Origin of the sequence: Aquabacter sp. L1I39, assembly GCF_017742835.1 — a bacterium.
Taxonomy (GTDB): domain Bacteria; phylum Pseudomonadota; class Alphaproteobacteria; order Rhizobiales; family Xanthobacteraceae; genus L1I39.
Genome location: NZ_CP072392.1, coordinates 1683661 through 1698463, shown reverse-complemented (window position 1 = coordinate 1698463; position 14803 = coordinate 1683661). Strand labels below are relative to the sequence as shown.

At 68.3% G+C, this 14803-nt stretch carries 10 protein-coding genes; 8 read left to right on the top strand and 2 right to left on the bottom strand.

The genetic code is table 11. From position 1 onward, the window contains the following. Positions 1 to 2 precede the first annotated feature (2 nt). Positions 3 to 2477 (top strand): DNA translocase FtsK, encoded by a 2475-nt coding sequence (locus J5J86_RS07345; protein ID WP_446698665.1) that lies wholly within the window; start codon positions 3 to 5, stop codon positions 2475 to 2477. 129 nt (positions 2478 to 2606) lie between these two features. Continuing rightward, a complete protein-coding gene (locus J5J86_RS07340; RefSeq protein ID WP_247658204.1) occupies positions 2607 to 3623 on the top strand; it encodes an outer-membrane lipoprotein carrier protein LolA in 1017 nt (338 codons plus the stop codon). A 180-nt stretch (positions 3624 to 3803) separates the two neighbouring features. Here J5J86_RS07340 and J5J86_RS07335 read toward each other — a convergent pair whose 3' ends face one another. Beyond that, the gene (locus J5J86_RS07335; protein ID WP_274706699.1) at positions 3804 to 4769 is read right to left on the bottom strand and encodes a GDP-L-fucose synthase family protein; all 966 of its coding nucleotides are present in this window, start codon (positions 4767 to 4769) and stop codon (positions 3804 to 3806) included. Positions 4770 to 5027: 258 nt separating this feature from the next. Here J5J86_RS07335 and J5J86_RS07330 point away from each other — a divergent pair, with 258 nt between their 5' ends. The 3 genes from J5J86_RS07330 to J5J86_RS07320 all read left to right on the top strand — a co-directional run bounded on the left by J5J86_RS07330 (position 5028) and on the right by J5J86_RS07320 (position 8832). Then, positions 5028 to 5852: an exodeoxyribonuclease III gene (locus tag J5J86_RS07330; RefSeq protein WP_247658202.1), complete on the top strand. Its 825-nt coding sequence runs from the start codon at positions 5028 to 5030 to the stop codon at positions 5850 to 5852. Between the two features lie 120 nt (positions 5853 to 5972). Further along, positions 5973 to 6902, top strand: a complete 930-nt coding sequence (gene nudC, locus J5J86_RS07325) for an NAD(+) diphosphatase (RefSeq protein WP_209104246.1) — start codon at positions 5973 to 5975, stop codon at positions 6900 to 6902. A 130-nt stretch (positions 6903 to 7032) separates the two neighbouring features. Further along, on the top strand, positions 7033 to 8832 hold the full coding sequence (locus tag J5J86_RS07320) for a solute carrier family 23 protein (protein WP_209104244.1): 1800 nt from the start codon (positions 7033 to 7035) through the stop codon (positions 8830 to 8832). Positions 8833 to 8845: 13 nt separating this feature from the next. On the opposite strand, the gene J5J86_RS07315 is transcribed toward J5J86_RS07320, so the two are convergent. Continuing rightward, positions 8846 to 9697, bottom strand: coding sequence for a prephenate dehydratase (locus tag J5J86_RS07315; RefSeq protein WP_209104243.1), 852 nt, complete (start codon positions 9695 to 9697; stop codon positions 8846 to 8848). 473 nt (positions 9698 to 10170) lie between these two features. Between J5J86_RS07315 and J5J86_RS07310 the strand changes: the two genes are divergently transcribed. The 3 genes from J5J86_RS07310 (at position 10171) to J5J86_RS07300 (ending at position 14800) form a co-directional block, all read left to right on the top strand. Next, the gene (locus J5J86_RS07310; protein WP_209104241.1) at positions 10171 to 10815 is read left to right on the top strand and encodes a c-type cytochrome; all 645 of its coding nucleotides are present in this window, start codon (positions 10171 to 10173) and stop codon (positions 10813 to 10815) included. Between the two features lie 284 nt (positions 10816 to 11099). Then, positions 11100 to 12941 (top strand): extracellular solute-binding protein, encoded by a 1842-nt coding sequence (locus J5J86_RS07305; RefSeq protein ID WP_446698681.1) that lies wholly within the window; start codon positions 11100 to 11102, stop codon positions 12939 to 12941. Further along, complete coding sequence (locus J5J86_RS07300; RefSeq protein WP_209104237.1) at positions 12938 to 14800, top strand: extracellular solute-binding protein; 1863 nt, start codon at positions 12938 to 12940, stop codon at positions 14798 to 14800. The genes J5J86_RS07305 and J5J86_RS07300 overlap by 4 nt, the downstream gene beginning before the upstream one ends. The last annotated feature ends 3 nt before the right edge of the window (positions 14801 to 14803 follow it).

The window sequence follows — 14803 nt, the reverse complement described above, 5'->3', positions numbered from 1 at the left end:
CGATGCCCATGGCCCGCCGCCGCCCCTCTGCCAATCCCGCCCTGCGACCCGCAGGGCTCGGGCTCCTTGACGTCATCCCTGAGGGGGTGCGGCGGGCGGTGAGGCGTCGCAGCAGCCAGATCACCGGTTTCTTCCTGCTCTCGGGCGCGCTGTTCGCGCTCGCCTCCCTGGTGACCTGGACCGCCACCGATCCCAGCCTTTCCAATGCCTCGGCGGGGCATATCGCCAATGCGCTGGGGCGGCCGGGCGCCATCATCGCCGACCTCCTGATGCAGCTCCTGGGCCTGGCTTGCCTCGCGCTGCTGCTTCCGCTCGCCTTCTGGGGCTGGCGGCTCCTCACCCATCGGCCGCTGCCGGGCGAGAAGCTGCGCCTCGGCGCCCTCACCTTGGGCGTGCTCGGCGCCTGCGCGGTGCTGGGCATCCTGCCGCGCCTGGGCACCTGGCCCATTCCCAGCGGCATGGGCGGGGCGGTGGGCGACCTCTTCCCCCGCCTCCTGGGTGTCGTGCGGGGCGGTCTGCCCTCGGTGTTCGACATGTTCCTGGTAGGGGTGGCCGGCGGCTCGGCGGCCCTCATGGGCCTTTATCTCGCCTGCGGCCGCTGCACCCCGCGCGAGGAGGAGGAGATGGGCCCCGAGGAGGATGACGGCGAGCCGCCGGACCAGCGGTCCATCTCGCTCGGCGCCTTCACCCACACGCTTCTGTCCTTGCGCGCCCGCTTGTTCGCCCGCCGCAAGGCGCCCCGCGTGGCGGCGCTCGGCGGCTTTGCGCGGGAGGTGTTCGCCTCCGAGACCCGTCCCGTGGAGACCGGCGGGCGGGTGGAGCCCCGCCTTGGCGGCGCGCCCGGCCGTGAGGTGTCCGTTCGCGATGACCATGACGACGCGGATGCCGCCCCCACCGCCCGCGCCTCCCGCAAACCCGCTCCGTCCCGGCGCGAGGCGCCCCCCGTGCCCCGCCGCCCCGGCTTCTACCAGATGCCGGACCTGAAGCTCCTCACCGCCCCGCCCCCCTCCAAGGGGCCGGCCATGAGCCCGGAGGCGCTGCAGGAGACGGCGCGCCTGCTGGAGGGCACGCTGGATGATTTCGGCGTGCGTGGCGAGATCGTGCAGGTGCGCCCCGGCCCGGTGGTGACGCTTTACGAGCTGGAGCCGGCCCCGGGCATCAAGTCGTCCCGCGTCATCGGCCTCGCCGACGACATCGCCCGCTCCATGAGCGCCATCTCCGCCCGCGTGGCGGTGGTGCCCGGCCGCAACGCCATCGGCATCGAATTGCCCAATTCCAAGCGGGAAAAAGTGCTGCTGCGCGAACTGCTGGCCACCAAGGACTTCTCCGATAGCGGCCACAAGCTCGCCATCGCGCTCGGCAAGACCATCGGCGGCGACCCGGTGATCGCCGATCTCGCCCGCATGCCCCATCTGCTGGTGGCCGGCACCACCGGCTCGGGCAAGTCGGTGGCCATCAACACCATGATCCTGTCGCTGCTCTATCGGCTGAAGCCGGAGCAGTGCCGCCTCATCATGGTGGACCCCAAGATGCTTGAGCTGTCGGCCTATGACGGCATCCCCCATCTGCTCGCCCCCGTGGTCACCGACCCCAAGAAGGCGGTGGTGGCCCTGCGCTGGGCGGTGCGGGAGATGGAGGACCGCTACAAGAAGATGTCCAAGCTCGGCGTGCGCAACATTGACGGCTTCAATGCCCGCGTTGCCGATGCGGAGAAGCGCGGCGAGAGCATCGCCCGCACGGTGCAGACCGGCTTCGACCACGAGACCGGCGAAGCCATCTATGAGCGCGAGGAGATGGAGCTGGGGCCGCTGCCTTATATCGTCGTGATCGTCGACGAGATGGCGGACCTCATGCTGGTGGCGGGCAAGGAGATCGAGGGCGCCATCCAGCGCCTCGCCCAGATGGCCCGCGCCGCCGGCATCCACCTGGTGATGGCCACCCAGCGCCCCTCGGTGGATGTCATCACCGGCACCATCAAGGCCAATTTCCCCACCCGGATCTCCTTCCAGGTGACCTCCAAGATCGACAGCCGCACCATTCTCGGCGAGATGGGCGCCGAGCAGCTGCTCGGCCAGGGCGACATGCTCTATATGGCCGGCGGCGGGCGCATCAATCGCGTGCACGGGCCGTTCGTCTCCGACGAGGAGGTGGAGGACGTGGTCCGTCACCTCAGGGCCCAGGGCGCGCCTTCCTATGTGGACGCCGTCACGGCCGACCCGGACGGCGACGAGGACGAGGACGGCGCCGTGTTCGACAAGGGCGGCTTCGGGGAGGAGGGGCTCGACCTCTATTCCCAGGCGGTGGCCGTGGTGCTGCGCGACAAGAAGTGCTCCACCTCCTACATCCAGCGCCGGCTCCAGATCGGCTACAACCGGGCGGCATCGCTGGTGGAACGCATGGAGAAGGAAGGCGTTGTGGGGGCTCCCAACCATGCGGGCAAGCGGGAGATCCTGCTCTCGGACGAGGCCGCCGAATAGGCGGCGCGCCTGACGCAGGGCCACAGCTTCGCCATGAGGGCGGTCTAGGAAAGGGACGTGAAGTTGACGCAGCCGCACCCGCACGCCCCGTTCCGAAACGCCCTCGGTCCTTCTGCCTTTCAGGTCGCCATGACGCCTCGTCTTGTCCTGCCGGTTCTGTGCGCGCTGCTGATGGCGGCGGCCGTGCCCGCGCGGGCCCAGGGCGTGCTGCTGCCGCCGGGCGAGGTGCTGCGGCCCGCCGGCTCCATTCCCGGCGCGGCCCAGCCCACCCAGTCCCAATTGTTCGGGGCGCAGACCGCCTTGCCGCTGCTCGCCCCCGCGCCGGCCACCCCGGCGGTCGCCGCGGCGCCGACCGCGCCGCCGAACGCCCAGGCGATCAACCCCGCTTCCGCCAACCCGCCGCCGAGCGTGGCCGCCGCGCCGCCGCCCATTCCGGTGCCCCGGCCCGCCAGCGCCAATGAGCCGCCGGTCCAGGCCGCTGCGGCGCCGACCCAGATCGCGCCCGCAGCCACCACCACCAATGCGGTCGGGGCCAAGGTGAGCGCATCCGGCAAGCCCGGCGCGCCCTTCCAGCCGCGCGCGGTGGCGCCCGTGCAGGGCGACCAGGACCGGGCGCCGGACGTGATCATCGACAAGGTGAGCAATTACTGGAATGGCGTGCAGGTGCTCTCCGGCAATTTCGTGCAGGTGGACCCGGACGGCTCGCGCAAGACCGGCGACTTCTACATGCAGAAGCCCGGCCGCGTGCGGTTCGAATATGATTCCCCCGCCACGCTGGAGCTGATCTCCAACGGCCAGTCGGTGGCGGTGCGCGACCGGCGCCTGAATACCCAGGACATCACCCCCCTGTCCCAGACCCCGCTGCGCTTCCTGCTGGCGCAGACCATCGACCTGGCGCGCGATCCCCATGTGGTGGGGGTCTACCAGGACAATCTCTATGTGACGGTGGTGATGGAGGAGAAGGTGCCCATGCTCGGCACCTACAAGCTGCTGCTGCTGTTCGACGCCAAGGACTACCAGCTCAAGCAGTGGATCGTGACCGATCCGCAGGGCTACGACACCTCGGTGGCGATCCGGAACCTGGATTACACCCGCCGGCCCGACCCCAAGCTGTTCGTGATCAATTTCGAGCGGATGCTGCAATAGGCGCGGCGCGCGACGCACGCGTTGGGACGGCGGTCGTTTCGACGTGGATCACGGCGCCTTGAACGTCACCCTCTCGTCCTCGTCGCGCACCCTCGACCTGCCCTTCAATGACCCGAAGGCGATGAACGACCCGGTCTCACCTGAAAGCCGGGCGGCCTGCCGCCCGGCCTGCTCCCGCCCTCAGGCGCATAAGTCCCGGGCGGGATGGAAGCGGGCCTGGAAGTCGGCATAGGCGGCCGCAAGGCCGTCCTTGAGCGGCGTCCGGGCGGTCCATCCGAGCGCAGTCAGGCGGGACACGTCGAGCAGCTTGCGCGGCGTGCCGTCGGGCTTGGAGGTGTCGAAGACGATCTCTCCGCGATAGCCGGTCACGGCCGCGATCTGATGGGCGAAGTCGGCGATGGTCATGTCCCGCCCGCAGCCGATGTTCAGCGGCTCCGCATCCGAATAGGTGCGCAGGACGTGGAGGCAGGCATCCGCCAGATCGTCCACGAACAGGAATTCGCGCCGGGGGGTGCCGGTGCCCCACACCGTCACGCTCGGCGCCCCCGCAAGCTTGGCCTCATGCATGCGCCGGATGAGCGCGGCGGGTACGTGGGAATGCTCGGGGTGGTAATTGTCGCCCGGGCCATAGAGGTTGGTGGGCATCACGCTCACATAGTCCGCGCCATACTGGCGGCGGAAGGCCTGGCACAGCTTGATGCCGGCGATCTTGGCGATGGCGTACCACTCATTGGTGGGTTCCAGCGGCCCGGACAGCAGGCTGTCCTCATGGATGGGCTGGGGGGCGAGCTTCGGATAGACGCAGGACGAGCCCAGGAACACCAGCTTGCGCACGCCCGCCTCGTGGGCGGCGCTGACGGTGGCGATCTCCACTTCCAGATTCTCGCGCAGGAAGTCCACCGGGAAGGCATCATTGGCGAAGATGCCGCCCACCTTGGCCGCCGCCATGAAGACGAAGTCCGGCCGCTCGCGCTTCATATAGGCGGTCACGCCGGCCCGCGAGGCAAGGTCCAGCTCCGCCCGGGAGGCGGTCAGCACCTCCACCTTCTCGCGGGCGAGCCGCCGCACCAGGGCGGACCCGACCATCCCGCGGTGGCCGGCGACGAAGATGCGGGCGCCTTCGATCTCAGACAGATCCGTGTTCATTTCGACCTCGATCGGACCGGACGCCCCATGGCGCGCCCGCATCGTTCCCTGGATGCGCCCCACATCCGTGACCCGCTTTCCAATTCTTTCCGCGCGAATATGTCAACTGTCGCGCCGCGGAAGGCGTGATGATTTTACCGCGCATTGCGGTGGGGCGCGACCCTGCACTTGACCTTCAGCACCAGAGCGCGGCTGATGCGGTGCACAACTGCGCCCCCGCCGGGGGCACCCTCCTGCCCCAACCACCGGAACCTGCCCGTGGCCCGTTCGCTGACCGTCTGCACCTGGAACATCAATTCCGTCCGCATCCGCCTCGACCTGGTCAAGGAGGCCGTCGCCCGCCTCAAGCCGGACGTGCTGTGCCTCCAGGAAACCAAGTGCCAGGACGACAAGTTCCCCCTCAATGCCATCAAGGAGATGGGGTTCGCCCACATCGCTCTCAATGGGCAGAAGGGCTGGCACGGGGTCGCCACCTTCTCGAAGCTCCCCTTCGCGGCGGTGGAACGGCAGGAATTCTGCGGCAAGGGCGATGCCCGTCACGTCTCGGTGACCGTGGCGCAAGGGCTCTCCGCGCCGCTGACCATCCACAATTTCTACGTGCCCGCCGGCGGCGATATTCCCGATCCCGACCTCAACCCCAAGTTCGCCCACAAGCTCGCCTTCCTGGACGAGGCCACCGCATGGCCTCGCCTTGCGGAACAGGCCAACGATCCGGCCGGCCATGCCATGCTGGTGGGCGATTTGAACATCGCGCCGCTGGAGAGCGATGTGTGGAGCCACAAGCAGCTCTTGAGCGTGGTCAGCCATACCCCGGTGGAGGTGGAGCGCATGGGCCGCTGGCAGGCTTCCGGCCCCTGGGTGGATGTGATGCGCCAGTTCGTCAGCCCGCCGGAAAAGCTCTTCACCTGGTGGAGCTACCGCTCCCCCGACTGGACCGCCAATGATCGCGGTCGCCGCCTCGACCATGTTTGGACCAGCCGCTCGCTGGCCCCGCTCGCCCGCGACCTGACCGTGCTGCGCGAGGCGCGCAGCTGGGAGAAGCCCTCCGACCATGTGCCGGTGGCGGTGACGTTCGAAGTGTGAGGGGGAAGGGGAGCCGCCTTTCCTCCCGTCCGTCGTCACGTCTTTCCTGCCACCTTGCCTCTCGCCCCCGCCCGTGCCACCGTCCGCCTCCCGCATCCACCGCCTCAGGCGACCTTTCCCATGTCTTCCTCCGACCTTCCCGACCTCGGCCCCTGGCCGACGCTTGGCTATGTGGACAGCCCGCTCGACCGGGCGGCCCATCTGCGCGGCGAGGCGGAGAGCCTGCTCGCAAGGCGGGATGCCCGCATCTATCTCATGGGCGGCGAGCTGGTGGCCGCGCGTAAGCTGGGCGAGTGGCTGGAGCCCTTGTTCGAGCGCGAGCATGCGGAAGCCCTTGGCGGCATCCGCCCCATCTTCCTTGGCCTCAGGGATGGCGCGCCGCGCTTTGCCATGCGCTTTGATCCCGGCCGGCGCGAGGAGATGGAGGCGGCGGGCCTCTTCGTGTCCGATCTGCGCTCCATCGCCGTTGCCGGCCAGCTGCCGCCTGGGGACCTGGCCGCGATCGCCTGCGGCAAGGCGATGCTGGCCTGGCACGGCCGTCACCGCTTCTGCTCCAATTGCGGCTCGGAATCTCGCATCGTCGAGGGTGGCTGGCGGCGGGACTGCCCCTCCTGCGGCGCCCAGCATTTTCCGCGCACCGACCCGGTGGTCATCATGCTCGCCCATCGGGGCGATCTGTGCCTGATGGGGCGCCAGCCCCATTTCGCGCCGGGCATGTGGAGCTGCCTCGCTGGCTTCGTGGAGCCCGGCGAGACCGCCGAGGAAGCGGTGCGGCGCGAGGTGCTGGAGGAAGCGGGCATCACCACGGGGCGGGTAACCTATCATTCCTGCCAGCCCTGGCCCTTTCCCATGTCCCTCATGATTGGCTGCCTCGCCGAGGCGACGTCCGACGAGATCGTCATGGACGCCAAGGAGCTGGAGGGCGCCCGCTGGTTCAGCAAGCGCGAGGCGGCACGCATGCTCACGCGCACCCACCCCGACGGCCTGTTCGTGCCGCCGCCGGTGGCCATCGCCCATCATCTGGTGCGGGCCTTCGTCGAGCGCGTCTAGACGCCGGTGCGACGCGCGCCTGCTTCGGGCGTCACGAATCGCTTCGGTGACGATTGAGTTCCGCGGTCCGGCCGGTCCACCATGGGGCCGGCAAAACAGCGGCCCGATTCGCGCCGCAGCGGGTGAGGCAGTGGAGCAGCAGACCGGAGCGGCCCATCTGGGCCATGTGAGGCGGATCGCAAGAGGAGTTCGGCGCTGGCTGGCGCCGCCGCGCGGCTCGGCGCGACCCACCCGTCGGCCGTCCACCCTGGTCTATGGCCTCGACGACAAGGTTCCGCTTTCCACCCTGGTCCCGCTCTCGGTCCAGCATGCCATGCTGGCCCTCACCTTCCTCATCTATCCCCTCGTGGCCGCCAGCGAGGCGCATCTGGGTGCCCACGAGATGCAGGCGGTGATGACCGCATGCACCATGTCCATGGGCCTTGCCACCATTCTCCAGAGCGCGCGCACCCGCATCGGCAGCGGTTATCTGGGCGTGCACATTCCCTCGCCCAGCGGCTTGCCGCTGGCGGTGCAGGCGCTGACCCTGGGCGGGCCGCCCTTGATGGCGGCCACCACGCTCATGGTGGGGGTCTGCCAGGTGTTCATGGCGCGCCTTGCCCGGCCCATGCGCATCCTCGCCCCGCCGGAAGTGTGCGGCGTCGCCGTGCTCATGCTCGGCATGTCGCTGGCGGGGCCGGCGCTTCGCCGGGCGCTGGGGCTGGAGGGGGGAGCCGCCCTTGTCCGGCCGGGCGCGCTCACCGTCTCCATGGCCACGCTGGCGCTGATCGTGGGCATCACCGTGTTCGCCCCGCGCCGCTTCAAGCTGTTCGCGGTGGTGACGGGCGCGACCCTGGGCTGGTTGCTGGCCGTTCCGTTCGGCGTGCTTCAGCCCGACATGGCGAAGACCTTGGCCGAGGTGGAGTTCGTGGACCTGCCGGCGCTGGCGCTTCCGGGCCTGACCCTGGCGCCGAGCCTGTTCCCGCTGCTCGCTTTGGTGGTGATGATGAGCTTCATGGACGTGCTCTCCACCACCGTCTCGCTGGAGAAGATGAACGATGCGGACTGGCGGCGGGCCGACATGGGCGCCGCCGGGCGGGCCATCTCCACGGTGGGCCTCGGCAACATCCTGAACGGCCTGACCACGGGCTTCCAGTGCGGCCTGTCCTCCTCCGCCGTGGGCCTGGCGTTTGCCACCGGCGCCACCGCCCGCATCATCGGCATTTGCGCGGGCGTCGTGATCTTCGCCACGGCCTTCTTCCCCAAGGCCATCGTGGCGCTCACCCTCATTCCCTCGCCGGTGATCGGCGGCATCCTGCTCTATACGTCCGCCTATCTGCTGGTGGCGGGCATGGACCTCATCCTCTCCCGCCGTCTCTCCGAGCGCCGGGTGTTCCTGGTGGGCCTGTCCATCCTGGCGGGCATGTCGGTGGCACTGCTGCCGCTGAAGGAGCAGTTGCATCCGGCCATCCAGCCGCTGTTCTCAAACCCGCTGACGGTGGCCATCTGCGCGGCCATGCTGCTCAACCTCATCATGCGCATCGGCATTTCCAAGGAGAGTGCGCTGCAGGTCGAGGAGGGCGCCAATGCCTTCCTCACCGTGCGCACCTTTCTGGAGCAGCAGGGCGACATGTGGGGGGCGCGGCGGGACGTAATCGCCGCCGCCATTCCGGTTGCCGCCCAGGCGCTGGAGGTGGTGGTGGATAACGGCATCGCCGAGGGTCCGGTCGAATTGCGCGCGCGCTTCGACGAGACCCACCTGGACGTGTTCGTGATCTATGACGGCGCGGTGCTGGAAGTGCCCAAGGAGCGCCCCTCGCCGGAGGCGCTGCTGGGGGACGCGCAGGAGGTGGCGCGCTTTGCCGCCTACCTCCTGAAGGGCCTCGGCGACAAGGTGACCTTCGGCCGCGTCGGCGGCAAGGCCCGCATCATCCTGCGCTTCGACCACTGAAGGCGCGTCGCCCTCAGCCGTGGCCGTTCAGACCCAGCCGGTAGGAATGGGCGGGATAGACGCCCAGGATGCGCAGTTCGCGGGAGAAGAAGGCCAGCTCTTCCAGCGCGAACTTCAGGCCCTGGTCGTCCGGGTGACCGTCCACGTCGGCATAGAATTGGGTGGCCGTGAACTGGCCGTCCATCTGGTAGGATTCCAGCTTGGTCATGTTCACGCCATTGGTGGCAAAGCCGCCCAGCGCCTTGTAGAGCGCGGCGGGAACGTTGCGCACGCGGAAGACGAACGACGTCACCACCGGCCCCTCGGCCGGGCTTGCCCAGTCCCCCTCCTTGGAGAGGATAACGAAGCGGGTGGTGTTGTGGGCTTCGTCCTCGATATTCTCGGCCAGGATATCGAGGCCATAGAGTTCGGCGGCGAGGCGCGAGGCGATGGCGGCGCGGCTGATGTCCTGGGCCTCGGCGATCTCGCGGGCAGAGCCGGCGGTGTCGGCGCCAATGACCGGGGCAAGGCTCAAGGTGCGCAGGGCCTTGCGGCACTGGCCGAGCGCCATGACGTGGCTCTGTGCCGTCTTCAGCGTGGCCAGGCTCGCCCCCTTCACCGCCATGAGTTGGTGGGAGAGGGGCAGGAAGTACTCGCCGATGATGTTGAGGCTCGCCCGGGGCAAGAGGTGGTGGATGTCGGCCACGCGGCCGGCCACGGAATTCTCGATGGGGATCATGGCGAGGTCCGCCGTGCCGCCTTCCACCGCCGCAAACGCGTCCTCGAAGGTGGGGCAGGGCACCGCCTCATGGTCGGGATAGGTGTCGCGGCACGCAATGTGCGAGTTCGCGCCCGGCTCTCCCTGGAACACGATGCGGCGGCTCATGGCATTCTCCTCGTCTGGGCCGGCGCTGGGCGGGCCGGATATCTCTTTCCTCGATCGGGCCGAATCCCCCCGGCGGCACCGGCCGCGCGTCGTGATGGCGCGGCGGGCGGATATTCACCGCCGCGCGGCTCCTGTCCATCGGCAATTGCGGTGGCGGGTCCGGCGGCCCGGTTTCCGGCGTCACCTGGCGCCTGCGGATGCGACGGGTCGCCGCGTGGCGGCCGCTGCGTCAGCGTGGGCGAGTGGCGCCGAGGGCGCGCCGGCATCGCGAAAGCCGTTGGGATCGGCGGTGACGGGGCGCCTCAAAGGCGCGCACGGCAAGGCCAAACGTGCCATTTGGGCGCGCCCCCACCGGGTTGCGCGGGGCGAACCAACATGATTAGTGTCCGAACGGCAGCACCCTTAAGGGCGCGCCGCCTAACTGTGCGCGCGGAACTGGCTAGAATCTTGGGGCTCCGAGGAGCGAAGCGCCGATGGATAGTTTCGAATTGAACAAAATCGCGGGCGCGGTGCTGGGAACTCTGACGCTCACGCTCGGTCTCGGTATCGTCTCGCAGATCATCTTCACACCCGAGGCCCCTGCCAAGCCCGGCTATGAGATCGCCGTGCCAGAGGGCCCGTCGGAAGCCGTGGCCACCAAGCCCGCGGAAGTGCCGATCGAGCAGCTGTTCGCCACCGCCTCTCCCGAGAAGGGAGCCAACGTTGCCAAGAAGTGCGTGGCCTGCCACAATTTCCAGGAAGGCGCGGGCGCCAAGGTGGGTCCCGACCTCTACGGCATTGTCGGCCGCCCGAAGGCGAGCGCTCCGGGCTTTGCCTATTCCACGGCCATGAAGGACAAGGGCGGCGACTGGACACCCCAGGATCTGAACGCCTTCCTGGCCAATCCGAAGGCCTATATTCCGGGCACCGCCATGGCCTTTGCCGGCCTCGGCAAGGAGACCGAGCGGGCAGACCTGATCGCTTATCTCAACACCTTGTCCCACGATCCCAAGCCCCTGCCGACGGCCTCCGCCGAGCCGGCCAAGGAGGCGACCCCTTCCGCGCCCGCGCCGGCCGGCGCTGCGCCGGGCGGGGTAACGCCCTCCGCGCCTGCGCCTTCCGAGGCCAAGCCGCAGTGAGGGCAGCCTGAAGGGCCGTCCTGCCCTTCGATGGGGTTCGATCCGTCAGAGGCCGTCCTTCGGGGCGGCCTTTTTCGTTGGGGCCGGCTCGCGATGCCGGCCATCCCATCGTGCGGCAGGGGGGCGCTGGGAAGGCGGCACAGGGCACGTTTGCCGGTCACGCTCGCTTGAGCGGGGGGCGGAGGGGGCCGGCCGCCATCTTTCTGCCGTCGCGCCGGGGGTCATAATCGGCTATTCCTGTGGCATCCCCCCGCATCGCAGATCCGGAGTTCTCCATGAAGCTGATGGTCCGCCGCCTCGCCCTCGCCGTGGCGCTTCTCGCCTGCGCGGGTCCGGCGTCGGCGCAGGAGGCCAACGCCCCGTTCCGCGCCGCGACCTCGCTCATGGGGGGTCCGAAATATCCTCCGGATTTCAAGCATTTCGACTATGTGAACCCCGACGCCCCCAAGGGCGGCGCGTTGCGGCTCTCCGAGAGCGGGACCTTCGACAGCTTCAATTCTGTGATCCCGCGCGGGGCCGCCGCCGCTGGGCTCGGGCTGATCTACGATACGCTCACCACCCAGTCCTACGACGAGGTGGCTACCGCCTATGGCCTCATCGCCGAGGGACTGCGCTATCCCTCCGACTTCTCCTCCGTCACCTATCGCCTGCGCCCCGAGGCGCGCTGGCATGACGGCACGCCCATCACGCCCGACGACGTGGTGTGGTCCTTCGACGTGATCACCAAGAACAGCCCCGGCCAAGCCTTCTATTATCGCCATGTGAAGTCGGTGGAGAAGACCGGGGAGCGCGACGTCACCTTCACCTTCGATCAGGGCGGCAATCGCGAGCTGCCGCAGATCGTGGGCGAGATGACCATCCTGCCCAAGCATTGGTGGACGGGCACGGACAGCAGCGGGCGTCCCCGCGACATCACCCAGGGCACCCTGGAGCCGCCGCTCGGCTCGGGCGCCTACAAGATCAAGTCCTTCGTGCCCGGCCGGACCATCGTCTATGAGCGGGTGAAGGATTATTGGGGTGCCCAGCTGCCGGTGAATGTGGGCACCAACAATTTCGACGAGATCCGCTACGAATATTACCGCGACGATACGGTGGAGCTGGAAGCGTTCAAGGCCGACCAGTATGATTTCCGGGTGGAAATCTCGGCCAAGAACTGGGCCACGGCCTATGACTTCCCGGCCCGCACCGACGGCAAGGTGGTGCTGGAAATGTTCGAGAACCGGGCGTCGGGCGTCATGCAGGCCTTCGTGCCCAACCTCCGCCGGGCCAAGTTCCAGGATGCCCGCGTGCGCCGCGCGCTCAATTACGCGCTCGACTTCGAGGGCATGAACCACACCCTCTTCTTCGACCAATATACCCGCGTCTCCAGCTATTTCGCCGGCACCGAGCTGGCCGCGACCGGGATTCCCGCTGGCCAGGAGCTGGATATCCTCCAGGGCGTGAAGGACAAGGTGCCGCCCGCCCTCTTCACCACGCCCTACACGAATCCCGTCGCGGGCACCGAGGAAGCCCGCCGCGCCAATCTGCGCAAGGCGGCCGAATTGATGAAGGAAGCGGGCTATCAGGTGAAGGGGCGCCAGCTGGTGGATGCCAAGGGCGAGCCCTTCACCTTGGAAATCCTGGTGGACCGGCCGAGCTTCGAGCGCGTCGCCCTGTTCTACAAGCCCGCTCTGGAGCGGCTCGGCATCGCCGTGTCCGTGCGGGTGGTGGACAATGCCCAATATATCAACCGCGTCCGCGCCCGCGACTTCGACATGATCGTCGCCGCCTGGGGCCAGTCGCTCTCGCCGGGCAATGAACAGCGCGACTTCTGGGGCTCCGAATCGGCCAAGCGCGACGGCTCGCGCAACTATGCCGGCATCGCCGACCCGGCGGTGGACGCGCTGATCGAGAAGGTCATCTATGCCAGCGACCGCGAGGAACTGGTGGCCGCCGCCCATGCGCTGGACCGGGTGCTGCTGTGGAACGACTTCGTCATCCCCGCCTGGACGCTCAATTTCACCCGCACCGCGCGCTGGGACCGGTTCTCCCATCCGCCCCAATTGCCGCGCTATTCCTTCGGCTTCCCCACCATCTGGTGGTGGGATGCCGCCAAGGCGGCGAAGGTGGGGAATGCCAAGCCATGAGCGGCCTTGACCGGCGTTCCGTCCTGAAGCTCTCCGCTGCCGCCGGCGCGGGTCTCTTCCTGCCACCCCTTGGGGCGGTGCTGGGAGGCAATGGCAGTGCCCGGGCGGCGGAAACGGGTGAGCGCCACGGGCTCTCGGCCTTCGGCGACCTGAAATACCCGGCCGACTTCAGCCACTTCGCCTATGTGGACCCCAACGCCCCCAAGGGTGGCGCCTTCTCCCTCATCGGACCCACGGCGGCCTATAACCAGTCGTTCCAGACCTTCAACTCGCTGAACGGCTACATCTTGCGGGGCGACGGCGCACAGGGCCTCGCGCTGGTGTTCGACGCCCTGATGGTGCGGGCCACGGACGAGCCGGACAGCCTCTATGGTCTCGTCGCCTCCTCCGTCACCATCACCGAGGACGGGCGCGTCTATCGCTTCACGCTCCGGCCCGAAGCGCGCTTCCACAACGGTACGCCGCTGACCGCCGAGGATGTGGTGTTCTCGCTGGAGACGCTGAAGAGCCAGGGCCATCCCCTGATCCGACAGGCGCTCCAGGAGTTTTCCGGCGCCGAGGCAGAGGGACCCGGCGTGGTGGTGCTGCGCTTTTCAGCCCAGCGCCCCCGCGACGTGCCCCTTTATGCCGCCAGCCTGCCCATCTTCTCCAAAGCCTATTACAGCGCGCGCAAGTTTGAGGAGACCACGCTTGACCCGCCGCTCGGCTCCGGCCCCTACAAGGTGGGCCGCTTCGAGGTGGGGCGGTTCGTGGAATATGACCGGGTGCCTACCTATTGGGCGGCGGACCTGCCGGTCAATCGCGGCCGCTTCAACTTCGATACCGTGCGCTACGAATATTTCCGCGACCGGGAGGTGGGATTCGAGGCCTTCAAGGCACGCGCCTATCTCTATCGACAGGAATTCACCTCCCGTGCTTGGGCGACCCAGTATGACTTCCCGGCGGTGAAAGACGGGCGGGTGAAGCGGGACGTGCTGCCCGACAACACGCCTTCGGGTGCGCAGGGCTGGTTCTTCAACACCCGCCGGCCGAAATTCTACGACCGCACAGTGCGCGAGGCGATCGCGCTCGCCTTTGATTTCGAGTGGACCAACAAGAACCTGATGTTCGGCCAGTATGAGCGGACGGTCTCGTTCTTCCAGAATTCCGACCTGATGGCGCAGGGCAAGCCCTCGCCTGCGGAGGAAAAGCTGCTCGCGCCCTATCGCGACCGCCTGCCAGAGGAAGTGTTCGGCGAGCCCTATGTGCCGCCCGTCACCGACGGCTCCGGACAGGACCGGGCGCAATTGCGCCGCGCCGCCGCGCTCCTGAAGGAGGCGGGCTATGTGGTGCAGCAGGGCCGGCTGGTGGATGGCAAGGGCCAGCCGCTGACCATCGAGTTCCTGGACGATGACGGTGCCTTCGAGCGGCACACCTCGCGCTATATCGGCAATCTGAAGGTGCTGGGCATCGAGGCCACCTTCCGGATCGTCGATCCCGCGCAATATCAGGCGCGGCTGAAGGATTTCGACTTCGACATGCTGGTGCGCCGCTATTCCGTCTCGCTCAATCCGGGCGAGGAATTGCGGGCCTATTTCGGCAGCGAGGCGGCGCGCACGCGCGGCTCGAACAATGTCTCGGGCATCTCCGACAGTGCCGTGGACGGGCTCATCAGCGTGGCGCTCGCCGCCCAGACCCGGCCCGAGCTGGTGACCGCCTGCCGCGCCCTCGACCGGGTGCTGCGCGCGGGCCGCTATTGGGTGCCCCAATGGTACAAGCCGTCCCACTGGGTGGCCTATTGGGATGTGTTCGGTCGCCCGCCCGTCCCGCCCAAATACGACACCGGCGTCCTCGACACCTGGTGGCACAAGCCCGCCTGAGCG

Coding starts and splice junctions, on each gene's coding strand:
- J5J86_RS07345 (WP_446698665.1), top strand. CDS start 3: ATGCCCATGGCCCGCCGCCGCCCCTCTGCCAATCCCGCCCTGCGACCC.
- J5J86_RS07340 (WP_247658204.1), top strand. CDS start 2,607: ATGACGCCTCGTCTTGTCCTGCCGGTTCTGTGCGCGCTGCTGATGGCG.
- J5J86_RS07335 (WP_274706699.1), bottom strand. CDS start 4,769: ATGAACACGGATCTGTCTGAGATCGAAGGCGCCCGCATCTTCGTCGCC.
- nudC (WP_209104246.1), top strand. CDS start 5,973: ATGTCTTCCTCCGACCTTCCCGACCTCGGCCCCTGGCCGACGCTTGGC.
- J5J86_RS07315 (WP_209104243.1), bottom strand. CDS start 9,697: ATGAGCCGCCGCATCGTGTTCCAGGGAGAGCCGGGCGCGAACTCGCAC.
- J5J86_RS07310 (WP_209104241.1), top strand. CDS start 10,171: ATGGATAGTTTCGAATTGAACAAAATCGCGGGCGCGGTGCTGGGAACT.
- J5J86_RS07305 (WP_446698681.1), top strand. CDS start 11,100: ATGGTCCGCCGCCTCGCCCTCGCCGTGGCGCTTCTCGCCTGCGCGGGT.
- J5J86_RS07300 (WP_209104237.1), top strand. CDS start 12,938: ATGAGCGGCCTTGACCGGCGTTCCGTCCTGAAGCTCTCCGCTGCCGCC.